The organism is Acidovorax sp. YS12, from assembly GCA_021496925.1.
Classification (GTDB): domain Bacteria; phylum Pseudomonadota; class Gammaproteobacteria; order Burkholderiales; family Burkholderiaceae_C; genus Paenacidovorax.
The window spans coordinates 317,453-339,051 of sequence record CP053915.1; the positions used below are offsets into that span (position 1 = coordinate 317,453).

Annotated in this window: 16 protein-coding genes; 10 read left to right on the plus strand and 6 right to left on the minus strand. The window is 71.3% G+C overall.

What is annotated here, in order from left to right:
• Nucleotides 1–33: 33 nt before the first annotated feature.
• The 3 genes from YS110_01500 to YS110_01510 form a co-directional block, all read right to left on the minus strand.
• Nucleotides 34–2,460: a TonB-dependent siderophore receptor gene (locus YS110_01500; GenBank protein UJB63527.1), complete on the minus strand. Its 2,427-nt coding sequence runs from the start codon at nt 2,458–2,460 to the stop codon at nt 34–36.
• A 110-nt stretch (nt 2,461–2,570) separates the two neighbouring features.
• Nucleotides 2,571–3,566 (minus strand): DUF4880 domain-containing protein, encoded by a 996-nt coding sequence (locus YS110_01505; GenBank protein ID UJB63528.1) that lies wholly within the window; start codon nt 3,564–3,566, stop codon nt 2,571–2,573.
• A complete protein-coding gene (locus YS110_01510; protein ID UJB63529.1) occupies nt 3,556–4,074 on the minus strand; it encodes a sigma-70 family RNA polymerase sigma factor in 519 nt (172 codons plus the stop codon). Before YS110_01510 ends, YS110_01505 begins: the two co-directional genes overlap by 11 nt.
• A 292-nt stretch (nt 4,075–4,366) precedes the next feature.
• Between YS110_01510 and YS110_01515 the strand changes: the two genes are divergently transcribed.
• A complete protein-coding gene (locus YS110_01515) occupies nt 4,367–4,579 on the plus strand; it encodes a hypothetical protein (protein UJB63530.1) in 213 nt (70 codons plus the stop codon).
• 64 nt (nt 4,580–4,643) lie between these two features.
• On the opposite strand, the gene rho is transcribed toward YS110_01515, so the two are convergent.
• Together rho and trxA are read right to left on the minus strand one after the other, a co-directional pair.
• Nucleotides 4,644–5,906 (minus strand): transcription termination factor Rho, encoded by a 1,263-nt coding sequence (gene rho, locus YS110_01520; protein ID UJB63531.1) that lies wholly within the window; start codon nt 5,904–5,906, stop codon nt 4,644–4,646.
• Between the two features lie 231 nt (nt 5,907–6,137).
• Nucleotides 6,138–6,470: a thioredoxin TrxA gene (gene trxA, locus YS110_01525; GenBank protein ID UJB63532.1), complete on the minus strand. Its 333-nt coding sequence runs from the start codon at nt 6,468–6,470 to the stop codon at nt 6,138–6,140.
• Between the two features lie 103 nt (nt 6,471–6,573).
• Between trxA and YS110_01530 the strand changes: the two genes are divergently transcribed.
• The 6 genes from YS110_01530 (at nt 6,574) to YS110_01555 (ending at nt 17,121) form a co-directional block, all read left to right on the plus strand.
• The gene (locus tag YS110_01530) at nt 6,574–9,114 is read left to right on the plus strand and encodes a PD-(D/E)XK nuclease family protein (protein ID UJB63533.1); all 2,541 of its coding nucleotides are present in this window, start codon (nt 6,574–6,576) and stop codon (nt 9,112–9,114) included.
• 35 nt (nt 9,115–9,149) lie between these two features.
• Nucleotides 9,150–10,115, plus strand: coding sequence for an alpha/beta hydrolase (locus YS110_01535; protein UJB67315.1), 966 nt, complete (start codon nt 9,150–9,152; stop codon nt 10,113–10,115).
• A 20-nt stretch (nt 10,116–10,135) separates the two neighbouring features.
• Entirely contained in the window at nt 10,136–13,492 is a 3,357-nt protein-coding gene (locus tag YS110_01540; GenBank protein UJB63534.1) for a UvrD-helicase domain-containing protein, read from the plus strand.
• A 190-nt stretch (nt 13,493–13,682) separates the two neighbouring features.
• Nucleotides 13,683–14,759 carry an alpha/beta fold hydrolase gene (locus YS110_01545; protein UJB63535.1) on the plus strand — a complete coding sequence of 359 codons (1,077 nt, stop codon included), beginning with the start codon at nt 13,683–13,685 and terminating at the stop codon, nt 14,757–14,759.
• Between the two features lie 3 nt (nt 14,760–14,762).
• Nucleotides 14,763–15,743 (plus strand): RNA polymerase sigma factor SigJ, encoded by a 981-nt coding sequence (gene sigJ / locus YS110_01550; GenBank protein UJB63536.1) that lies wholly within the window; start codon nt 14,763–14,765, stop codon nt 15,741–15,743.
• Between the two features lie 7 nt (nt 15,744–15,750).
• Nucleotides 15,751–17,121 carry a TIGR03862 family flavoprotein gene (locus YS110_01555; GenBank protein ID UJB63537.1) on the plus strand — a complete coding sequence of 457 codons (1,371 nt, stop codon included), beginning with the start codon at nt 15,751–15,753 and terminating at the stop codon, nt 17,119–17,121.
• Between the two features lie 41 nt (nt 17,122–17,162).
• Here the strand turns inward: YS110_01555 and YS110_01560 are convergent, their stop codons facing one another.
• Entirely contained in the window at nt 17,163–17,771 is a 609-nt protein-coding gene (locus YS110_01560; GenBank protein ID UJB63538.1) for a hypothetical protein, read from the minus strand.
• 224 nt (nt 17,772–17,995) lie between these two features.
• On the opposite strand from YS110_01560, the gene YS110_01565 reads away from it, so the two are divergent.
• The 3 genes from YS110_01565 to YS110_01575 are packed head-to-tail and all read left to right on the plus strand — an operon-like array spanning nt 17,996 to nt 21,577.
• Nucleotides 17,996–19,978, plus strand: a complete 1,983-nt coding sequence (locus YS110_01565; protein ID UJB63539.1) for a TonB-dependent receptor — start codon at nt 17,996–17,998, stop codon at nt 19,976–19,978.
• On the plus strand, nt 19,959–20,504 hold the full coding sequence (locus YS110_01570) for a DUF2478 domain-containing protein (GenBank protein ID UJB63540.1): 546 nt from the start codon (nt 19,959–19,961) through the stop codon (nt 20,502–20,504). Before YS110_01565 ends, YS110_01570 begins: the two co-directional genes overlap by 20 nt.
• Entirely contained in the window at nt 20,501–21,577 is a 1,077-nt protein-coding gene (locus YS110_01575) for an ABC transporter substrate-binding protein (GenBank protein UJB63541.1), read from the plus strand. The genes YS110_01570 and YS110_01575 overlap by 4 nt, the downstream gene beginning before the upstream one ends.
• Nucleotides 21,578–21,599 lie beyond the last annotated feature (22 nt).

Sequence of the window (21,599 nt, forward strand, 5' to 3'; positions counted from 1 at the left end):
CCACGATGATGAATCGCGGCCCCGCCACGGCCATCAGAAGCTGCCACGCAGCGTCAGCGTGAAGTTGCGCGGCTTGCCGTAGATGTTGTACGCGCCCAGTATCCCCGCACGCTCCAGGTAGCTCCGGTCGAACAGGTTGCCGACCGTCAGCATGGCGTCCCATTGCCGGTTGATGCGGTAGCCCGCCTTGGCCGAGACGGTGGCATAGCCGCCCTGGTACGGATAGAGCGTGCTGAAGGCATAGCGGCTGCTCGCATAGACACCGGCGCCGAAGGTCCAACCCTCCAGCGCGCCGCCGAGGGTGGCCGTTCCGGGGCGGTACTGCGTCCAGAACTTGAACAGATGCTCCGGCATGTTGGCGTTGGCCACCTGGTTCTCGGTATCGACGCTGGCCGCGCGCAGTACCTTGGTCTGCGTACGCGTGTAACTGGCCGAGACGTCCCAGCTACGCGCCGGGCTGCCCGAGACCTCGGCCTCCCAGCCCTGGCTCTGCCACAGGCCCGCGGCCACGGAGCAGGAGCCGGTACCCGAACTGCCGCAGACGGCGTGTGCGGGATCAGGGTCGATGATCGAGCGATTCTCGTCGCGAATGCGGAACAGCGCGACCGAGGCGTTGAGCCGGCCGTCGAAGAATTCGCCCTTGGCACCGACCTCGGTTTGCCAGCCGGTGCGTGGCTTGAGCGCCTGCCGGTTGTGGTCGAGGTCGCTCTGCGGCTCGAAGATTTCGGCATAGCTACCGTAGAGCGTGACCTGCCGGGTCATGTCCCAGAGCACTCCGCCGAAAGGCGTGAACCTGCCGTCCGCCTTGGCTGCGCTGCCGTTCCAGTCGGTCGGCACCGTGACCCCTCGGCTCTTGGTTCGGTAGTCGGACCAGCGGCCGCCGAGCACGAAGGTCCAGGCATCGGCCGGACGGATGTGCGCATGGCTGTAGAAGCCCGCGCGTGCCGTGCGGTACTGTGTCTGATTGCCGTCGGCGGGAATCCAGGCGCTGAAGTCATGGTTGCTCAGCAAATCCCACCCCGAGCCACGCCCCCACGGGGCGGCGCCCATGGTGGTGTTGCTTTCGAGGCGGTCGTAGCCGAAGGTCAGCCGGTGCGTGCGACCGAAAAGCTGCACCGGGCCGGTGACGTTCACGTCGAACGACCTGTCGGTCGAGTCATAGCGGTCGTTTCCGGTCAGGTAGTTGCCCAACCCCGTGGAAACGTCGATGGCGCTGGTGCCATAGCCGATGAGATACGTCCGTTCCAGGCCCACCTGGCTGTAGCCGCCCTTCAGGCGCCAGCCACCGTTGAACCGGTGTTCCAGGTCGATGCCCAGATCCGTCTGCTGGGTGCGCATGAGGTGGTCGTAGCCCACGAAGGATGTGCGCGCGGGCAGGCTGCCGTCGCTGTAGCGCGGCAGCCCCCAGAACGGCGTATGGCGGCGGTGGCTGTAGGAGGCCGACAGGCCCAGCGTGGTCGCGGGCGTCAGGTCATAAGCCAGCACGCCGTAGAACAGCTTGGCCTGGTCGGTCGCCACGTCGTAGAACTTGTGCTCGTCCTGCCAGGCGAGCACGGCGCGGCCGCGCAGCGTGCCCTCGGCGTTGAGCGGACCCGTGGCGTCGAGCTCGGTGTAGTAATGGTCCCAGGAGCCGGCCGACAAGCGTGCCGAAACAGCCGGATCGTGGCGCGGGCGCTTCTTGACATAGTTGATCACGCCGCCGGGCTCGCCGTTGCCGCTCAGCAGGCCGCCGGGGCCGCGCAATACCTCGATGCGGTCGTACATGGCCAGCGCGGGCAGCGAAGAGGCGTAGCGGCCGTTGCTGCTGGTGCTCTGCACGCCATCGATCTGTGGGCTCATGCGGTAGCCCCGGCTCAGGAAGACCGGCTCGCCCGCAAAGCCGGTGGTGATGACTCCAGTCACCTGGTCCATTGCGGCATCGACCGTCGTCAACCCCTGGTCGTCTATCTGCTGGCGGGTGAGGACGCTCACCGACTGCGGTATCTCGCGCAACGACTGCACCCCCTTGAACAGCGTGGCGCCATGCGCGGCATAGGAGCCGGTGCCGTCGGTCTCGGCGCTGCGCTCGGCGTTGGCGGTTACGGTCACCTCGCGCAACGTCATCGCAGTGGCCGAAAGCGCCGCAGGCACGGCGGCCGTGCGCCGCACCGTGAGCACGCCGCTGCCGGTGCGCACCAGTTCCAGCCCTGAACCCGCCAGCGCCTGCTGCATGGCCGCTTCGGCCGTCAGGCTGCCGCGCACCGGCGCGGCGGTGACGCCGCGCGCCAGTTCGGCGTCCACGGAGATGCGCGCGCCGCTGTCGCTGGCGATGCGGGCCACGGTGGCGTTCAGCGGCTGGGCCGGCAGGTCGTAGGTACGGGCGGCGGCGTCTTGCGCGGCGGCGGGTATGGCGGCCAGGGCCAGGCAGAGGGCAGCCGCCGGCAGTCGCAGCCGGAAGGGGATGACAGGGATCAGCAGCATGGTGGCTTTCGGTCAGGAAGTTGCAGAAGGGGCGGAGCGAAACAACGCTCTCCTCCTGCATGAGCCACGGGCCAGAAAAAGTGACACCCGGCGGGCGAAGGGGACGGCGGTCAGCCGCGCCGCTCGATGCGCACCAGCCAGCCCCCCGTGTACACGTGCACGTCGATCGGCAGCGTCTCGGCCAGCGCCTGCAGGCTGGCGTCGGTATCCGCCAGGGGGTAGCTGCCCGACACGCGCAGCCGCGCCGCGTCGGGCGCGATGCGGATGAAGCCGTGCCGGTAGGGCCGCAGCGCCTGCACCACGTCGGCCAGGGGCAGGTCCTGCGCCACCAGCAGGCCGCGCTGCCAGTCGGCGGCGGCGAGCGCGCCGGCATCCGGCGGCACGGCCTCAATGCGCGCGGCATCGAACCAGACCGCATCCCCCGCGTGCAGCACGTGGCGCTGCAGGCCGCTCGCCGTGGCCACCTCCACGCTGTGCTCCAGCACCACGGCCAGGCTGCGCCCGGCGGCCTGGCGCACCATGAAGCGCGTGTCCAGGGCCCGCACGCTGCCCTGCGCGGTGTGCACCACGAACGGCGCCGCGCCGCCCGGCTGGGCCCGCACGCTGGCGATCAGTTGCCCCTCGCGCAGCCGCACACCGCGCTCGGTGGCGGTGAAGGCCACGTCGGCGGAGCTGCGCGCGTCCAGCAGCAGCGTGCTGCCGTCGGACAGCGTGTGGCTGCGGCGCTCGGCCGTGGCGGTGTGCAAGTCGGCGCTCCAGTCGGGTAACAGGCCGGCGTGCCGCCCCGTCCAGGCGGTGCCCAGCCCCACGCCAGCAAAGCCCAGCGCGCCGCGCAGCAGGCGCCGGCGCTGCGTGGCGCGCGTGGACGCCAGGTCCAATGCGCCGTTCACCGCGTCCGCTGCGCCGGGACGCACGGCGGATGGGTCGCCGAATGCCTGGCCCACGGCGCCGGCCAGGCGCTGCCATGCCTCGCGGTGGGCCGGGTCGGCCGCCAGCCAGGCGGCGAACGCCTGGTGCTCAGCGGCGGTGGCCTCGCCGGAGCGCAGCTCCACCATCCAGCCGATGGCGGCCTGCGCGGCGTCGGCGTTGCGGGCGTCAGCCTTCATCGACCGCGCGCATGCACTGCTGCAGGCCCTGCGCCATGTACTTGCGCACCATGCTGGCCGACACGCCGAGTCGCTCGGCGATCTGCGCGTAAGTCAGGCCGTCGAGCTGGCTCAGCAGGAAGGCCTGGCGCGCCCTGGGCGAAAGCCCGTCGAGCGCCTGCGCGATGCGTTCCAGCGATTCGAGCCACAGTGCCCGTTCCTCGGGCGAGGGCGCGAAGGTTTCGGGCGCCAGCGCCAGGCTGTCGATCCAGGCGCGCTCCAGGTCGCGGCGGCGCCAGAACTGCAGCAGGATGCTCTTGGCCACCGTGGTGAGGTAGGCGCGCGGCTCCTGCAGCGCCTGCAGGCGGCGGTAGCCGATGACGCGCGCAAAGGCTTCCGAGGCCACGTCCTCCGCCTCGGCCGTGTTGCGCAGGCGCTGGCGCAGCCGGCCCAGCAGCCAGCCGTGGTGGTCGGTGAACAGGGAGGAGGCAGCGGCGGAATCGGCGGCGGAGAGCGGCGGCTGGGGCATGGGGAGGCCACGAAAGGGGCGGGAGGCTTATTTGATGAGAATAATTTTCAATTATAGGAATCTTCGCGGGCCCACGTGGGTGCAATTGGGCATTCCCTGGTGGCGTCTTCTCTCCACCTGAGACGGAAGACTTTGAACACCTTCTCTAATGCCGGGGCCGCCGCGTGCCGTAGAGTCCGGCACAGGAGACATTTCAGGGCCGCAGCCGGGGATCCGTGGCGGCCTGCGCGGGCCGGTGCAATCCGGCGCGGCCCGCGTGCATCAGGATCCCACCGAAAAGAAAGCGAAACCCATGGCGTACTCCATCGAATCCACCGTGCGTGAACTGCTGGACAGCGAGGCCACCAAGGCCATCCTGGAGCAGTACCTGCCGGGCATTTCCGCGCATCCGCAGATTGGCATGGCGTCTGGCATGCCGCTGTCCACGGTGGCCAAATTTTCCAGCGGGCTGATTACGGACGAGGCGCTGCAGAAAATACAGGCAGCGCTGCAGGCTTTGGGCTGAGCGCAGGCATCACCAACAAAAACGCCCCGTCACGGACGGGGCGTTTTTGTTGGACGGGGGCCGGTCAGCCGCCGCGGCGCATGGCCTCAAAGAATTCGACGTTGTTCTTCGTCTCCTTCATCTTCTTGATCATCAGCTCCATGGACTCGATCTCGTCCATGTTGTACATGAACTGGCGCAGGATGCGGGTCTTCTGCAGGATCTCCGGGGGCAGCAGCAGTTCTTCACGGCGCGTGCCGCTCTTGTTCATCTCGATGGCCGGGAACACGCGCTTTTCGTACAGGCGGCGGCTCAAGTGGATTTCGCTGTTGCCGGTGCCCTTGAACTCTTCGAAGATCACTTCGTCCATGCGGCTGCCGGTATCGACCAGCGCGGTGGCGATGATGGTCAGCGAGCCGCCTTCCTCGACCTTGCGCGCCGCGCCGAAGAAGCGCTTGGGGCGCTGCAGCGCGTTGGAGTCCACGCCGCCCGACAGCACCTTGCCCGATGACGGCACGACGTTGTTGTAGGCGCGTGCCAGGCGGGTGATGGAGTCCAGCAGGATCACCACGTCCTTCTTCAGCTCGACCAGGCGCTTGGCGCGCTCGATCACCATCTCGGCCACGTGCACGTGGCGCGCGGCGGGCTCGTCGAAGGTCGAGGCGATGATCTCGCCCTTGACCGTGCGCTGCATCTCGGTCACTTCTTCCGGGCGCTCGTCCACCAGCAGCACCATCAGGTGCACGTCGGGGTTGTTGGCCGTGATGGCGTGGGCGATGTGCTGCATCATCACCGTCTTGCCGCTCTTCGGGGGCGCGACGATCAGCGCGCGCTGGCCGCGGCCGATGGGGGCGATGATGTCGATGATGCGGCCCGTGATGTTCTCCTCGCCCTTCATGTCCCGCTCGAGCTTCATCTGCTCCTTGGGAAACAGCGGCGTGAGGTTCTCGAACATCACCTTGTGCTTGTTCTGCTCGGGCGGGCCGCCGTTGACCGAATCGAGCTTGGTCAGCGCGAAGTAGCGCTCGCCGTCCTTGGGCGTGCGCACCTCGCCCTCGATCATGTCGCCGGTGTGCAGGTTGAAGCGGCGCACCTGGCTGGGGCTGATGTAGATGTCGTCCGTGCTGGCCGTGAAGCTGGTGTCGGGGCTGCGCAGGAAGCCGAAACCGTCGGGCAGGATTTCGAGCACGCCGTCGGCGAAGATCTGCTCGCCCGCCTTGGCGCGCTTCTTGATGATGGCGAACATCAGCTCCTGCTTGCGCATGCGGCCGCCGTTTTCGATCTCAAGCGCTTCCGCCTGCTTGAGGACTTCAGACACGTGCAGTGCCTTGAGTTCGTTAAGGTGCATGAATGACTCCTGGACGGAGTGGAAATGTCTTGGTGCGAGGGGGTGGGGCTGCGTGCCGTGCGGGGCCACGGTAGGTGGCGGACGGGGCAAGCCTGTGATCTGGAATCAGCCGCTGGATGCGGTGCGGCAGGACGATCAGCGCGGATTATGACAGGAAAATCGGATGCGCCGCCAAGCGCGAGGGGCCTGGCGTGCATGGCACCGGCCCGCGGGCCGCTGCGAGAGACGCCATCAGGCCAGTTGCTGGTCGATGAAGGCGGTGAGCTGGGCCTTGCTCATCGCGCCCACCTTGGTGGCGGCGAGCTGGCCATCCTTGAACAGCATCAGCGTGGGAATGCCGCGAATGCCGAACTTGGCGGGGATCTCGCGGTTGTCGTCCACGTTCATCTTGGCGATGGTGAGCTTGCCCTGGTAGGCGCCGGCCACGTCGTCGAGGATGGGGGCGATCATCTTGCACGGGCCGCACCATTCGGCCCAGTAGTCCACCAGCACCGGGGTGCCCGATTGCAGCACGTCGGCTTGGAAGCTGGCGTCGGAGACATGTTTGATCAGATCGCTGGCCATGGGGGAATTTCCTTGCGAAGAGGTGGATAGACAAAGGTAAATTCAGGGCATTGTGACAGAAACCAATCCCCCGCCCAGCGTTGTGCCTGCGACGCCAGACGCTATGACAGTCATAGCGAAAAATGATGCCAGCGCGGCTTGCGCGCCCCTGTGGGCGCAGGCCCTGGACGCCGTGCAGGCCCACATACAGGCCACCGGCGCGCACCCGGCGCGCACCGTGGTGCTCGTGCCCTACGCGCAGCTCATGGCCGAGGCGCAGCGCCAGTGGGCGCGGCGCGCGCCCGATGGTTTCGCGCCGCGTTTCGAGACCACGCGCAACTGGGCGCAGCAGCTCGGCGGCTTCGTTCCCCAGGGGCTTGACCTGGCCATGGATGTGGCGCGCGACAGCCTCACGGCGCGCAGCCTGCTGGCGCAGGCCGGCCTGGGGGCCGAGCAGGACATGCTGGCCGCGCCCTTGCTGGAGGCCGCCACCCAGCTCGTCCCCGTGGCTGCCGCCATCCCCCCGGCGCAGCGCGCGGCCTGGGCCGAAACGCAGCGGGCCCTGCTGGGGCCGGCGGGCGAGGGCGGAGCCCTGCGCTACGAAGCGGTGGTGGCGCGCATCGCGCTGGAGTGGGCCACGGCCTCGCGCCATGCGTGCGACGTGCTGTTCGAGCCCGGCGTGGGCGCCGCCATCGATGCGCTCGTGGTGCTGGAGGGCTTCCAGCCCGACCCGCTGGCGCACGCGCTGTGCGCCACCTGGGGCGCACGCGCCCTGGCCCGGCCCCTGCACGCCACGCTGCCCCCCGGGCAACTGGCGCTGCACCCCGCGCAGGACGCCGAGGACGAGGCCCAGCTGGCCGCCGCCTGCGTGCTGGCCCACGTGCAGGCGGGCCGCGTGCCCGTGGCGCTGGCCAGCACCGACCGCGCGCTGGTGCGCCGCATCGGCGCGCTGCTGGCGGGCGCGCGCCAGCCCGTGCGCGACGAGAACGGCTGGACGCTTTCCACCACCCGGGCCGCCGCGCAGGTGCTGGCGCCGCTGCGCGCCTGCACCTGGGGCGCCAGCACCGACGCCGTGCTCGACTGGGCCAAGCAGATGCCCGCCGTGCCCGAGGCGGCCCAGCGCGCGCTGGAAAAATGGCTGCGCCGCCACACCCTCGCCGCGTGGCGTGATGCCGTGGCCAGCGGCGCACCGGCGGCACCGCCCGAAGTGGCCGCCGTGCTGGGCCAGATCGAGGCCCTGCGCCGCCCGCTGCGCGCCGACCGCCCCCTGGCCGACTGGCTGCAGGCCCTGCAGGCGCTGCTGCAGGCCAGCGGCCAGTGGCCGCTGCTCGCGGCCGATGCTGCCGGCGCGCGCGTGCTGCTGGCACTGCGCCTGGGCGATGCGGCGGACGCGAGCGGCGTGCTGGACGGAGGCCCAGGCCCGGTGCTCGCGCTGCAGTCGTTCACGCGCTGGGTGGACGAAGTCCTGGAGGCCGCGCGCTTCAAGCCGGAAGGGGCGCCGGGCGCACCGGCCGAAGTGGTCGTGCTGCCCCTGCCGCAGTTGCTGGGCCGCCCCTTCGCCGCCCTGGTGCTGCCGGGCTGCGACGAAAAGCGCCTGCAGGCCGCGCCCGAGCCGCCCGGCCAGTGGACGCCTGCACAGCGCCAGGCCCTGGGCCTGCCCACGCGCGCGGCGCTGGAAGCGGCCCAGCGCGCCGCCTGGGCCCACGCCCTGGGCCAGCCCCGGGTAGACATCCTGTGGCGCGCCAGCGAACGCGGCGAGCCCCTGCTGGCCAGCCCGCTGGTGCTGGCCTTGCCCGAGCCCGGGCCGCCCGCGCAAGGCGGTGCCGACCCGCGGGTGCCGCGCCCCGTGGCGCCCACGCCCGTGGAGCGCCCCGGCCCCGATGGCGCGGCCCTGCCGCTGGCGCGGCTCTCCGCCTCGGCCTACGCCGACCTGCGCCACTGCCCCTACCGCTTCTACGCGCTGCGCCTGCTCGGGCTGCAGGAGTCCGACGAACTCGATGCGGCGCTCGACAAGCGCGACTTCGGTACCTGGCTGCATGCCGTGCTGCAGCACTTCCACGAAGCGCTGCGCGACGCGCCCGAGGCCGACCGCGTCGCCCTGATGGACGAAGCCGCCGCCAGCGCCACGCGCGCGCTGCGGCTGCACGAAGCCGACTTCCTGCCCTACGCCAGCGGCTGGCCGGCGCTGCGTGGTGGCTACCTGGACTGGCTGGCACGCCACGAGGCCGAAGGCGCCACCTTCCGCGAGGCCGAGCTGAACACCCGCCAGCCGCTTGGTGGGCTGGAACTCGTGGGCACGCTTGACCGCGTGGACATGGCGGGCGGCGCCCCGCTGGTCATCGACTACAAGACCGAGAGCGACAGCGCCACGCGCCAGCGCATCAAGGCCGGCGGCGAGGACACGCAGCTCGCCTTCTACGCCGCGCTCATGCCCGACGACCACCTGCGCGCCGCCTACGTCAACATCGGCGAGCGCGGCGAGACGCAACTGCACGAACAGCCCGACGTGGTGGCGCTGCGCGACCAGCTCATTGAAGGCATCCTGGGCGACATGGCGCGCATCGCCGAGGGCGCGCCGCTGCCCGCGCTGGGCGAGGGCAGCGTGTGCGAGTGGTGCGCAGTGCGCGGCCTGTGCCGCAAGGATTTTTGGCAGGAGGCGCCATGAGGCTGAACAGCGTGATACCCCGCCTTCGCGGGTACATGGGAATGTGGGGGGGGCTGCTTTTGTGGGGGGCCGCCCTGTGCGTGCAGGCGGCGGGCCTGCGGACGATCGAGATTCCTGCAGAAAGCGATGGGCAGGGCCGCGCTTTCAAGGCGGCGGTCTGGTCGCCCTGCGCCCAGGCTGCGCAAGCCATCGCTCTCGGGCCTTTCGTGCTCCAGGGGGTGCGCGACTGCCCGTTGCCGCCAGGCGTGCATCCGCTGGTGCTGGTTTCGCACGGCCATGCGGCCAGTGCCCTGAGCCACCACGATACGGCGCAGGCGCTGGCGGATGCGGGCTTCATCGTGGCCGCGCTGAACCATCCCGGTGATACCGCCACCGACATGCACAGCAGTGGCGACATGGCTGCGCTGCAGCGTCGCCCTGCCGACGTGCGCCGCCTGCTGGACCATCTGCTGCGGCACCCTGGCCTGGCTGCGCACATCGATGCCCAGCGGGTGGGCTTTTTCGGCTTCTCGCGTGGCGGATTCACCGGGCTGGTGCTGGGGGGCGCACGCCCTGATTTCGTCCAAGCTGGCTTGCCTTGCCCCGACGCATCTGCGCCCCTGTGCGCGCAGATGCGCGATCCCCGGTTCACCCCGGGGCCATGGGTGCACGACAGCCGGTTCAAGGCGCTGGTGATTGCCGACCCTCTCAATGCCTTTCCTGGCCCGCGGTCGCTGCTGGCCGTGCAGGCGCCGGTGCAGTTGTGGTGGTCGCAGCAGGGCGGCGACGGCGTGCTGCCCGAACGCGTTGCCGCGCTGGCCGAAGACTTGCCGGTGCGGCCTGAAGTTCACCAGGTCGAAGGCGCCACGCATTTCGCGTTTCTCGCTCCTTGCCCGCCGGCGTTGGCGCAAGCACAGCCCGGGATATGCCGGGACGGACCAGGATTTTCCAGGGCCGCGTTCCACCAGACTTTCAACGCGCAGGTGCTGGTCTTCTTGCGCCAGCATCTGGCGCCGCACTGATCCGCACCGCACGATTCACCATGCTTCAAGCCGCCTACGAACACAACGGCCGCCCCGTCTCGCGCGAGGCCTTCTACGCCATCGCCTGCGACCCGCAGCGCAGCGTCGCCGTCGAGGCCTGCGCCGGCGCGGGCAAGACCTGGATGCTGGTGTCGCGCATGCTGCGCGCGCTGCTGGAGGGCTGCGCGCCGCACGAAATCCTCGCCATCACCTTCACCAAGAAGGCGGCGGGCGAGATGCGCCAGCGCCTGCAGGAGTGGCTGGAGCAATTCGCCCACGCAACGCCCGCACAGCTCGAACAGGAACTGATTGCACGCGGAATCGGCCCCCAGGCCGCACAGGATCTGCGCGAGCCGCTACGAAATTTGTACCAGACCCTGCTCGCCAGCGGACGGCCGATGCAGATCCGCACCTTTCATAGCTGGTTCGCGGCGCTGCTGGGCACGGCGCCGCTGGCCCTGCTGCAGGAGCGCGGCCTGCCCGCGCGCTACGAACTGCTGGAGGACGACGCCGAGGCCGTGCGCGAGGTCTGGCGCCCCTTCCTCGCCGCCGTGGTGCAGGACGCCGGGCTGCGCGCCGACTACGAGGCGGCCGTGGCGCGCCATGGCCGCGCGCAGACGCACAAGGCGCTGGAGGCTGCGCTGGCCAAGCGCGTGGAGTTCGAGCTGGCCGATGCGGCGGGCATCGTCGATGCCTCGGTGCCCGCATTTGGCGTGCAGTTCCCGCGCCTGGCCGCCCTGGCCGCGCCCGCCGAGGCGCTGGCGGGCGGCGCGGCGCGCGCGCGCTGGCTGGCGTGGGCCAGGCAACTGGGCGCCGAGAGCGCCAAGACGCCGCAGAAGGCCGCCGACGCCGTGGTCGATGCCTTCGCCGATGGCCTCGATACGCGCCTGGACGAGCGCCTGGACCGCCTGCGCAAGGCGTTTTTCGTCGCCAAGGAAGACCGGCTGGCGAAGAACCTGGAGAAATTCCCCGCCGCGCAGGAGGCCGAGGCCGAACTGCAGCCGCTGTGCGCGGCGCGCGCCCAGCACGAGGCCTGGCGGCACCAGCAGCGCCTGGCGCGCCTGGCACGCTGCCTGATCGCCGCGTTCGCCCAGCTCAAGCGCGCGCGCGGCTGGGTGGACATGAACGACGTCGAGCGCACCGCGCTGGTCATGCTGTCCGATCCCGCCCTGAGCGGCTGGGTGCAGGAGCGCCTGGACGCGCGCGTGCGCCACCTGCTGGTCGATGAATTCCAGGACACCAACCCGCTGCAATGGCAGGCGCTGCACGCCTGGCTGGCCGCCTACGCCGGCGCGGGCGGCGGCGCCAGCGGCCAGCGCCCGCCCAGCGTGTTCATCGTGGGCGACCCCAAGCAGAGCATCTACCGCTTCCGCCGCGCCGAGCCGCAGGTGTTCAAGGCCGCCCAGGCCTTCGTGCGCGACGGCCTGGGCGGCGACCTGCTGGCCTGCGACCACACGCGGCGCAACGCGCGCGGCATCATCGCCACCGTGAACGCTGCCATGCAGGCGGCGCAGGGCCTGCAGCAGTACAGCGGCTTTCGTGACCACACCACCGAATCGGGCCACGCGGGCGAGCTGCTGCGCCTGCCGCCCATCGCCAAGGCCGAGGACGCCAGCGACAGCGCCGATGCCGGCGCGCCAGCCTGGCGCGACAGCCTGACCACCCCGCGCCACGAGGCCGAGGAGACCCTGCGCATGCGCGAATGCGCCCAGGCCGCGCAGTGGGTGGCGGGGTGCATCGCCATGGGCGTGCCCGCGCACGAGATCATGGTGCTGGCGCGCAAGCGCGACCGCCTGGCCAGCATGCAGGAGGCGCTGCGCGCGCTGCACATTCCCTGCGTGCAGCCGGAAAAGGCCGACCTCAGCGAAGCGCCCGAGGTGCAGGACGTGGTGGCCCTGCTCGACGTGCTGGTCTCGCCCGCGCACGACCTTTCGCTGGCGCGCGCGCTCAAGTCGCCGCTGTTCGGCGTGCCCGACGCGCTGCTCACCCGCCTGGCGGTGCTGCGCCGCCAGCCCGGGAACATGGCGCTGAGCTGGTTCGATTTGCTTCAAAAACAGGAGCTGCTTGCGCTTGACAGCAAAGCGCTGGCGGCCGATTTGGCGCGATACCGCGACTGGGTGGCGCACCTGCCCCCGCACGATGCGCTGCAGGCCATCTACCAGCACGGCGACGTGCTGGCGCGCTTTGCCGCCTGCGCCCCCGCGCCGCAGCGCGCCAGCGTGCTGGCCAACCTGCGCGCGCTGCTGGCCTGCGCGCTGCAGCAGGACGGCGGGCGCTACCTCACGCCCTACGCCTTCGTGCGCGCCATGAAGAAGGGCGGCATGGCCGCCCCCGGCCGCGCCGACGCCCAGGCCGTGCGCCTGCTCACCGTGCACGGCGCCAAGGGCCTGGAGGCGCACAGCGTGCTGCTGCTCGACACCGACGCGCGCGGCAAGAAAGCCGAGACCATGGCCGTGCTGGTGGACTGGCCGGGCGAGCAGGCGCTGCCGCGGCGCTTCATCTTCCTGGCCAGCGAATCCAGCCCGCCCGCCAGCGCCGAGGACACCCTGGCAGTCGAACTGGCCGAGCGCCAGCGCGAGGAGCTGAACACGCTCTACGTCGCCGTCACCCGCGCCAAGCAGTGCCTGGCGCTGTCGTGCGTGCAGGCCAGCGGCGCCAACCCGGACAGCTGGTGGGCGCGCCTGGCGCCGCTCATGCAGCACGATGCCGACCCACAGGCCGCGCAGCCTGGCGCCGGGACGGCGCAGGATGCGCCCTTCACCCTGCTGGAGCTGCCCTTCCAGCGTGCCGCCGCCGCGTTGCCCGCCGCCGTGGAGGAGGCCGATGACCTGCCCGCGCGCCAGGGCCGTGCCATGCACGCCCTGCTGGAGCGCGTGGGCGTGGCCGGCCTGCCGCTGGCCCAGGCCCGCGCCCAGGGCTGGGGCGCGCAGCGCACCGCCCAGCTGGCGCGCGAATTCAGCCTGCCGCCCGAGGCTGCCGAGGCCGCCGCCGCCATGGCGCGGCGCATCGTGCAGGGCGAAGGCGCCTGGGCCTGGGACGATGCCGCCGTGGCCCTGGCCGTGAACGAGGCGCCGCTGACGTACCAGGGGCAAAGCCTGCGCCTGGACCGCCTGGTGCGCCTGCACGCGCCGCGCGAGGGCGCGCGCTGGTGGGTGCTGGACTACAAGAGCGCCGCCCAGCCCGAGCGCCAGCCCCAGCTCATCGCCCAGCTGCAGCGCTACCGCGCGGCCGTGCAGGCCCAGGTGCCGGGCGAGGCGGTGGGTGCGGCGTTTCTGAGCGGGGAAGGGCGATTGGTGCGGGTGCCGTCGGGGGACACACCCGCTCCAGCGCTTGCCGCAACCGCCCTGGCGCCAGGGGCGCAGGGCACGTTGTTCTGAACATGTTCTGAAACGTTGCCGTGCCGAGCGGTCTGGTTGGAGGTACGGCGCGGTACAGATGGCTGCGTGCGTCCCTCTGGCATGTCACATCGCCTGGGGCTGTTTCGTCATGGGGGCATCGGCCCGAGCGCGGGGGCGGCATGGGGCCGCCCGCCGTTCTGGGCCGTGCACCTGTGAAAGGAATATCGCCATGCCCATCGTCCCTCCGTCGCCACCTGCCACGCGGGTCCCGGTGCGTGCCGCCGTATGGTGGCGCCGCCATGCCATGCGTGGGGGAATGGCGGTTGCAGCGCTCGTGGCCATGGGCGTGGCCGCGCTGGCCGCGCAGCGCGCTTGGCAGGATGCGCACATCGTGCAGCGCTGGCCTGCGCCTGGCACGCTGGTCGATGTGGGTGGCCATCGGCTGCACCTGCGTTGCATGGGTGGGGGCGGTGCCCCGCCTATCGTGCTGGAGGCCGGCATGGGCGGCTGGTCGCAGGACTGGGCCGCCGTGCAGCCGCTGCTTGCGCGTAGTGGGCGCGTGTGCGCTTACGACCGTGCGGGCTACGGCTGGTCTGGCACGCCCATGCAGCCGCGTACAGGCCTGCAGGCCGTGCAGGACCTGCGCCGCGCGCTCGATGCGGCGGGCCTGCCTTCGCCGCGCGTGCTCGCGGGCCACTCGATGGGCGGGTTGCTCGTGGGGCTCTATGCGCGCACCTATCCGCAGGACGTGGCGGGCCTAGCCTTCGTCGACGCCGTGGGACGCGACTACGCTGCGCAGTTTCCCGCGCCGCGCTATGCGGCGTTCCGCGCAAGCCTGGGCCGGTTGTTGGCCGGGGCCGCTGCCCTCGCGCCCTGGGGGTTGCCCCAGGCAGCGGGGCTGAGCACTTCGCTTGTGGCCGTGCGTCTGCCGCCGCCCGAGCGGGACAGCGCCCAGGCCTGGGGCCTGAGTGTGCGCCACTACCGCACGCTGCGCGCCGAGAACGAGGCCTTCGACGGCGTGCTGGCGGAGGCGCTCGCGGCCGGCCCGTTGCCACGCGTGCCCGTGCGCGTGCTTGGCAGCGGGAAGATGAACGACTTCCCTCCGGGCCTGGAGGACGAGGCCATGCGCACTGCCTGGGTGCGCAACCAGGAGCGCATCGCACAGGAGACTGGCGTGGTGCGCGTGGTGCTTGCGCGCAGTGGCCACTACCTGCACCTGGATGAGCCCCAGGCCGTGGCGCAGGCGCTCGACGGGCTGCGCGCCGAGGCCCGAGTCTTCGCGCAGCGGCCGCACAATCCGTTCTGAACCATGCCCTTGCTTCCCTCCGAAACCCCTGCCGCTGCAGCCAGCCATGCCGCCTGCTTCGAGGCCCAGCGTGCACGCCTGCTCGGGCTCGCGTGGCGCATGCTGGGCTCGCGCCATGAGGCGCAGGACTTGGTGCAGGACCTGTGGCTGGCTTGGCGCGAGGTGGACCTGGGCGCGCTCGACCAGCCAGGTGCCTACCTGGCGCGCATGGCCACGCACCTGTGCATCGACCGCTTGCGCGGCGCCCAGCGCCGGCGCGAGCACTACGTGGGCGTGTGGCTGCCTGAGCCGTGGATCGAGGCCGCGGCGCAGGCCGATGGCCAGGCGCCGCAGCCGCCGCCCGAGCGGCTGGCGTTCGCGCAGAGCGTGTCGATCGCGTTCCTGTTCGTACTCGAACGGCTGAGCCCGCTGGAACGCGCGGCCTTCCTGCTGCACGATGTGTTCGACGAGCCGTTCGACGAGATCGCGCGTCATCTTGGCCGCAGCGCGGCGGCCTGTCGCCAGCTCGCGTCGCGCGCGCGTTCCCGGGTGCGGGCGCAGGGCGCATGGAGCGATGCGGAGCAGGGCTCAGCGCTCGCGGACGTGGCGGGCCGTTCGGCGCAGTTGCTCGAAGCCTTCGCGCAGGCCGTGGGTTCGGGCGATACCGCACGCCTCGTGGCTTTGTTGAGTGAGGATGTGCAACTGCTCAGCGATGGCGGCGGTGTCGTGACAGCGATCCCGCGCCCCCTGCGCGGCGCGGACGGCGTGGCCCGCGTGCTGTGCGCGCTGGCGCATGCCTGGGGGCAAGGGGAGGGCCTGCGTGAGCGCCTGCAGGCCGCGCGCATCAACGGCATGCCGGGCATCATCGCGCGCGCGGCCGACGGCCGCGTGACCCTGGCCGTGGCTGTGCAGCCCGGGGCCGATGGGCGCGTGCGCGGCGTGTATTTCATGCGCAATCCACACAAGCTGCGTGAGGCCGTGGAGACCACGCGCTTGATGGGATGATCGGCCCATGCCCGATGCATTGACCGACCCCCTCGTTTCTCCCCCTCTCCCTCTCTCCTGCGATGCCGCCGTCATCGGCGCCGGCCCGGCCGGCCTCATGGCGGCCGAGGCGCTGGCCCAGGCCGGCGCGGCCGTGCAGGTGTTCGATGCCATGCCTTCGGCGGGGCGCAAGTTCCTGCTCGCGGGCAAGGGCGGGCTCAACCTCACGCATTCCGAGCCGTTCGCACCGTTCGCCGCGCGCTTCGGCGCGCGCAGCGCGCAGATCGCGCCGCTGCTGGAGCGCTTTGGCGCCGAGCCGTTGCGCGCCTGGGCGCATGGCCTGGGCGTGGACACCTTCGTGGGCACCTCGGGCCGCGTGTTCCCCGCCGACATGAAGGCCGCGCCGTTGCTGCGTGCGTGGCTGCACCGGCTGCGCGGTCTGGGCGTGCAGTTCCACATGCGCCACCGCTGGCTGGGCTGGGCGCCGGATGGCGCCCTGCGCTTCGCCGCGCCGCAGGGCGAGCGGCAGGTGGCCGCGCGCGCCACGGTGCTGGCCCTGGGCGGCGCAAGCTGGCCGCGCCTGGGCTCGGACGCGGCCTGGGTGCCGCTGCTGGCGGGCAAGGGGGTGGACATCGCGCCCCTGCAGCCGGCCAACTGCGGCTTCGATGTGCCGCGCGTCGATGCGCCCGTGGGGCCGCTCGCGCAGGTTTCGCGGCGCGACTTCTTCCGCGAACTCATCGGGCGCGGCCCCGCGCCCGCCGTGGGCTGGACGCCGTTCTTCGCCGAACGCTTCGCGGGCCAGCCGTTCAAGTCGGTGGCGTTGTCGTTCACCGCCAGCGACGGCCGCGCTTTCGCGCGGCGCGGCGAATTCGTCGCCACGGCCACGGGCGTGGAGGGCAGCCTGGTCTACGCCGTCTCCAGCCTGCTGCGCGACGAAATCGCGGCGCACGGCCATGCCACTTTCTTCCTCGACCTGCTGCCCAGCCACACGCACGAGCGCGTGCTGGCCGAGGTGCGGCACCCGCGCGGCGCGCGCAGCCTCTCCAGCCACCTCAAGGGGCGGCTGGGGCTGGACGGCATCAAGGCCGCGGTTCTCTACGAGCAGCTCGGCAAGGACGGCATGCAGGATGCGGCGCTGCTGGCGCAGGCCATCAAGGCGCTGCCCATCACCGTGGTGGCGCCGCGGCCGGTGGAGGAGGCCATCAGCACCGCGGGCGGCGTGGCCTTCGAGGCGCTGGACGGGCACCTGATGCTGCAGGCCCTGCCCGGCGTGTTCTGCGCGGGCGAGATGCTCGACTGGGAGGCGCCCACGGGCGGCTACCTGCTCACGGCCAGCTGCGCCACGGGGCGCGCGGCCGGGGAGGGCGCGGCGCGCTGGCTGGCGCTGCGAAAACAATAGCTGCCAGCGCTTTCTGCACAAGGGCTGGGGCCTGAAAACACTTAAAACTTCGTGCGGTAGTACAGCATGGGCCCGCCGGAGCGCGTGCGCAGCAGCAGCTGCGAGTCGCCTTCGAGCTTGACGCCGATGGCGCCGAATTCGGGCAGCAGGCCGCCGAAGCGCGGCGAGGCCCATTGCACCTCCACGCGCGTGCCGTAATTCGGCTGGCGGTTGAGCCAGATCATGTCCATGGCGTCGGGCGTCTGGCCGCGGTAGGGCGCGCGCGTCCAGGTGGACAGGTCCAGGTACATGTTGCCGCCCAGCGGGGCGCGCCAGTGCACGCCCAGCGTGGGTTCCCAGATGGGTTCGGTCATGGCCAGCGCGGGCACCGAGGTGCTGGTCTGCGTCGCCATGCCGAGCGACAGGCCCAGGCTGCCGCCGGGGCCGCTGCCGAGCCAGCGCGTCACGTCCACGCGCAGGGCGGTATTGCGCGGCAGGGGGTTGCGGTCGCTCGACATTTCCAGCCGTTCGCGGGCGCTGGGCAGCGGGGGCGGTTCGGCGGGCGGGGCCGTGTCGGACGCCAGGACACGCAACGCCATGCAGGCCAGCAGCCCGCACAGGCGGATGCCGAGGCGCCGGGGCCAGGCCCTGGGCGCGGCGCACGTTGACATGGTGTCCCGGTCCATACCGTCCCCATCTTATGGCTCTTCCCGGTAGATCATCGCGCGGCGCGCGCGGTTCCTTCGCGGCTGATCCATGTCAGCCTGTCGCGCAATGGGCAGGGAAAATACGGTTTTCAAATGTATATTTGCAGCCTCCGACCACGCCGGCCCATGGCGTGTTTTTTTGTCCGCCGCTATTCCATTTGTGAATAGCGAAACCGGAAAGCCCCACGATGAAGCGCCCTCCCGTGAACTCCCCGAAAAGACCATCCACCCCCGCCAGCGCGGCCGCGCTGCTGGCGCTGGGCCTGTGCTGCGGCGCGGCCAGCGCGGCCGATGGCGTGTTCGAGCTGGGCACGGTGACCGTGACCGGTGCGCCGCTGTCCGGCCAGGCCGCTGGCGAGGCGCGGCTGAGCCAGGAGGAAATGGCGCGCAACAACGCCGACACCGTGTCGGGCGCGGTGCGGCTGCTGCCCGGCGTCACCGTGTCGCGCGTCGGCGCGCGCAACGAGGAAATGGTCTACGTGCGCGGCTTCGATTCGCGCCAGGTGCCGGTCTACGTGGACGGTGTGCCGTTGTACGTGCCCTATGACGGCTACGTCGATTTCAGCCGTTTCACCACCTTCGACCTGGCCGAGATCCGCGTCGCCAAGGCCGACGCCTCGCTGCTCTACGGCCCGAACACGCTGGGCGGCGCCATCAACCTCGTGACGCGCAAGCCGGTCAAGGCATTAGAGGGCGATGCGCGCGTGGGCTTCGGCGCGGGCCAGACGCGCAAGGCCGCCGTGAACCTGGGCGGCAACCAGGGCAGTTGGTACTACCAGATCGGCGCGTCTTACCTGGACGCCGACAGCTTTCCGCTGCCCAGCGGCTTCAAGGACTACAAGAAGCAGCCCACCGACACCGGCGGCAGCCGCGAGAACGCCTACCGCACCGACAAGCGCCTGTCGTTCAAGCTCGGCCTCACGCCCAACGCCACCGACGAATACGCGCTGGGCTACGTGCGCCAGGAGGGCGAGAAGGGCAACCCGGTGTACACCGGCACCTCCACGCAGAAGAGCGCCGTGCGCTACTGGCGCTGGCCGTACTGGGACAAGGACAGCCTGTACTTCCTGAGCAGCACGCGCATCGGCAGCGACAACGTGCTCAAGGCCCGGCTGTACCACGACACCTACAAGAACGGCCTGGACATGTACAAGGACGCGAGCTTCACCCAGCACGACCCGACCAGCGCCTACAAGGACACCAGCAAGGGCGCCACCGTGGAGTGGGCCAACTACAGCCTCAAGAACCACGAGCTGCGCTTCGCCGTGCACTACAAGGTGGACGAGCACGACGACACCGGCAAGTTCTACCGCGACGTGACCACCTCGCTGGTGGCCGAGGACACCATCGCCCTGTCCGACCGCTGGCGCCTGAACCTGGGCCTGAGCCACGAGAAGCGCGACGCCAAGGAGGTGTACTACTGGCCCACCGGCGCCACCAGCGCCACCAACGGCCTGGCCCGCCTGAGCTACGCGCTCACGCAGCAGGGCGACGAGGTGTACGCCGTGCTCTCGCACAAGACGCGCTTTCCCACCATCAAGGACCGCTACTCCGCGCGCATGGGCAGCGCGCTGCCCAACCCCGACCTGAAGCCCGAGACCGCCAACCACTTTGAGCTGGGCGTGGGCGGCCAGCCCTGGGCCGGCGGCAAGGGCCAGGCCGCCGTGTTCTACAGCCGCGTGAACGACCAGATCCAGACCGTGGTCGTGCCCTCGGCGGCGTGTGGCGGCACCACCTGCGACCAGGCGCAGAACGTGGGCCGCACGCGCAACCAGGGGCTGGAGCTGTCGCTGGCGCAGCAGCTCGCGGTCCAGTGGAGCGCGAGCGCCAGCTACACCTACCTGCACCGCACCAACCTCAGCGACAGCCGCGTGACGCTGGTCGATACGCCGCGCCACCGCCTGTTCGCCGCCGTCAACTGGCTGCCCAGCGCGCAGTGGGAGCTGCGCGCCACGCTGGAGGCCGAGCAGGGCCGCAACGTCAACTTCGACGGCGCCTACCGCCAGCTCAGCGGCTTCGGCACCACCGGGGTCAAGGCCATCTACAAGCCCACCAAGGACTTCGCGCTCGATTTCGGCGTGGACAACCTGGCCGACAAGTGGTACGAACTGGCCGATGGTCACCCCATGCCGGGGCGTTTCTGGTACATCAATGGCAGCTACCGTTTCTAAACTCGCCGCCGTCGTCTATCCCGACGGCGATCTCCATGGCGAAACCGCCGACGCGGTGGTGCTCGCGTTCTGCCACGGCCTGCAGCGCCTGGGCTGGCAGGTCGGCGGCATGACGCAGCGCCGCGTGCCCGCGCCCGGCGGCGGCAAGCCCGCGCTGGAGCTGGTGGACCTGCGCTCCGGCGCGGCCCACCCCGTCTCGCAGAACCTTGGGCCGCACGCACAGGGCTGCAGCATCGACGCGGGCCGGGTGGCCGACGCCAGCCGCGTGCTGCGCCAGGCCCTGCACGACCGCGTGCAACTGGCCGTGACCAACCGCTTCGGCGAGCTGGAAGCGGGCGGCGGCGGCTTCGCCGCCGAGATCGCGGGGCTGGCCGGGGCCGGCATTCCCGTGCTCACCATCGCCGCACCCAAGCACCTGGAGGCCTGGCGCCGCTTCACCGGCGGCGAGAGCGACGAGTTGCCGGCGCGCACCGCCGCGCTGCGCGACTGGTTCATGCTGGCCGCAGAGAAGAGGGCACCCGCATGATGCGCCGCCGCCAATGGCTGCAGGCCGCCGCCGGGGCGCTGGCCTGGTCCGGGGCCTGGGCCCAGAGCGCACCAGAGGGGGCGCCAGAAGGGCCGCCCAGCGTCGTCGTCGCGCGCTTTGGCGCGCAGCCCGCGCCCGGGGCCGTGCGCAAGGTGTTCGCCGCCGGGCCGCCCGCGGGCGTGCTGGTGGCCGCGCTGGCGCCCGGGAAATTGCTCGGCTGGCCCATCACCCTGGGCGACGAGGCGCGCGCGCTGCTCGGGCCGGGCCTGCGCGCGCTGCCGCACCTGGGCCGTCTGTCCGGGCGCGGCAGCACCATGCCGCTGGAGCGCCTGCTGCAATTGCAGCCCGACCTGGTGGTCGATGCCGGCACGGCCGACGCCACCTACGTCTCCGGCGTGCGCCGCGTCAGCGAACAGACCGGCCTGCCCACGCTGCTGGTGCAGGGCCGTATCGCCGAGCATGCCGCGCAGCTGCGCGAGGTCGGCCGCCTGCTGGGCGTGGCCGCGCGCGGCGAGCAGCTCGCCGCCATGGCCGACGATGCGCTGGCCCTGGCCGCGCGCGTGCGCGCCGCCGTGGCACCGGCGCAGCGCCCGCGCGTGTACTTCGGGCGCGGCACCGACGGGCAGGGGCTGGAGACGGGGCTGGAAGGCTCCATCAACGTCGAGCTGATCGACTTTTGCGGCGGGCGCAACGTGGCCGCCGCGGCCGGGCGCGGCTCGCTCGCGCGCGTGTCGCTGGAGCAGGTGCTGGCCTGGGACCCGGAGGTCATCGTCACGCAAGACCCCGGCTTCGCGCGCCGCGCGCTCGCTGACCCGCTGTGGCGCGACGTGGCCGCTGTGCGCGCGCAGCGCGTGCATTGCGCGCCGCTGCTGCCCTTCGGCTGGCTCGACGGCCCACCGGGCGTGAACCGCCTGATCGGCGTGCGCTGGATGGTGCAGCACCTGTACCCGGGCCACGCGCTGCTGGCGGGGCTGCCGCCCTGGCCCGAGGCCGTGCGGCAGTTCTACCAGGCGTTCTACGGCTGCACGCTGACGCCCGCGCAGTCGCGCGAGCTGCTCGGGGAATCCGTGTGAATTTTGAGTCAAATCGGCCTCT

Coding starts and splice junctions, on each gene's coding strand:
- YS110_01500 (UJB63527.1), bottom strand. CDS start 2,460: ATGCTGCTGATCCCTGTCATCCCCTTCCGGCTGCGACTGCCGGCGGCT.
- YS110_01505 (UJB63528.1), bottom strand. CDS start 3,566: ATGAAGGCTGACGCCCGCAACGCCGACGCCGCGCAGGCCGCCATCGGC.
- YS110_01510 (UJB63529.1), bottom strand. CDS start 4,074: ATGCCCCAGCCGCCGCTCTCCGCCGCCGATTCCGCCGCTGCCTCCTCC.
- YS110_01515 (UJB63530.1), top strand. CDS start 4,367: ATGGCGTACTCCATCGAATCCACCGTGCGTGAACTGCTGGACAGCGAG.
- rho (UJB63531.1), bottom strand. CDS start 5,906: ATGCACCTTAACGAACTCAAGGCACTGCACGTGTCTGAAGTCCTCAAG.
- trxA (UJB63532.1), bottom strand. CDS start 6,470: ATGGCCAGCGATCTGATCAAACATGTCTCCGACGCCAGCTTCCAAGCC.
- YS110_01530 (UJB63533.1), top strand. CDS start 6,574: ATGACAGTCATAGCGAAAAATGATGCCAGCGCGGCTTGCGCGCCCCTG.
- YS110_01535 (UJB67315.1), top strand. CDS start 9,150: ATGGGAATGTGGGGGGGGCTGCTTTTGTGGGGGGCCGCCCTGTGCGTG.
- YS110_01540 (UJB63534.1), top strand. CDS start 10,136: ATGCTTCAAGCCGCCTACGAACACAACGGCCGCCCCGTCTCGCGCGAG.
- YS110_01545 (UJB63535.1), top strand. CDS start 13,683: ATGCCCATCGTCCCTCCGTCGCCACCTGCCACGCGGGTCCCGGTGCGT.
- sigJ (UJB63536.1), top strand. CDS start 14,763: ATGCCCTTGCTTCCCTCCGAAACCCCTGCCGCTGCAGCCAGCCATGCC.
- YS110_01555 (UJB63537.1), top strand. CDS start 15,751: ATGCCCGATGCATTGACCGACCCCCTCGTTTCTCCCCCTCTCCCTCTC.
- YS110_01560 (UJB63538.1), bottom strand. CDS start 17,771: ATGTCAACGTGCGCCGCGCCCAGGGCCTGGCCCCGGCGCCTCGGCATC.
- YS110_01565 (UJB63539.1), top strand. CDS start 17,996: ATGAAGCGCCCTCCCGTGAACTCCCCGAAAAGACCATCCACCCCCGCC.
- YS110_01570 (UJB63540.1), top strand. CDS start 19,959: ATGGCAGCTACCGTTTCTAAACTCGCCGCCGTCGTCTATCCCGACGGC.
- YS110_01575 (UJB63541.1), top strand. CDS start 20,501: ATGATGCGCCGCCGCCAATGGCTGCAGGCCGCCGCCGGGGCGCTGGCC.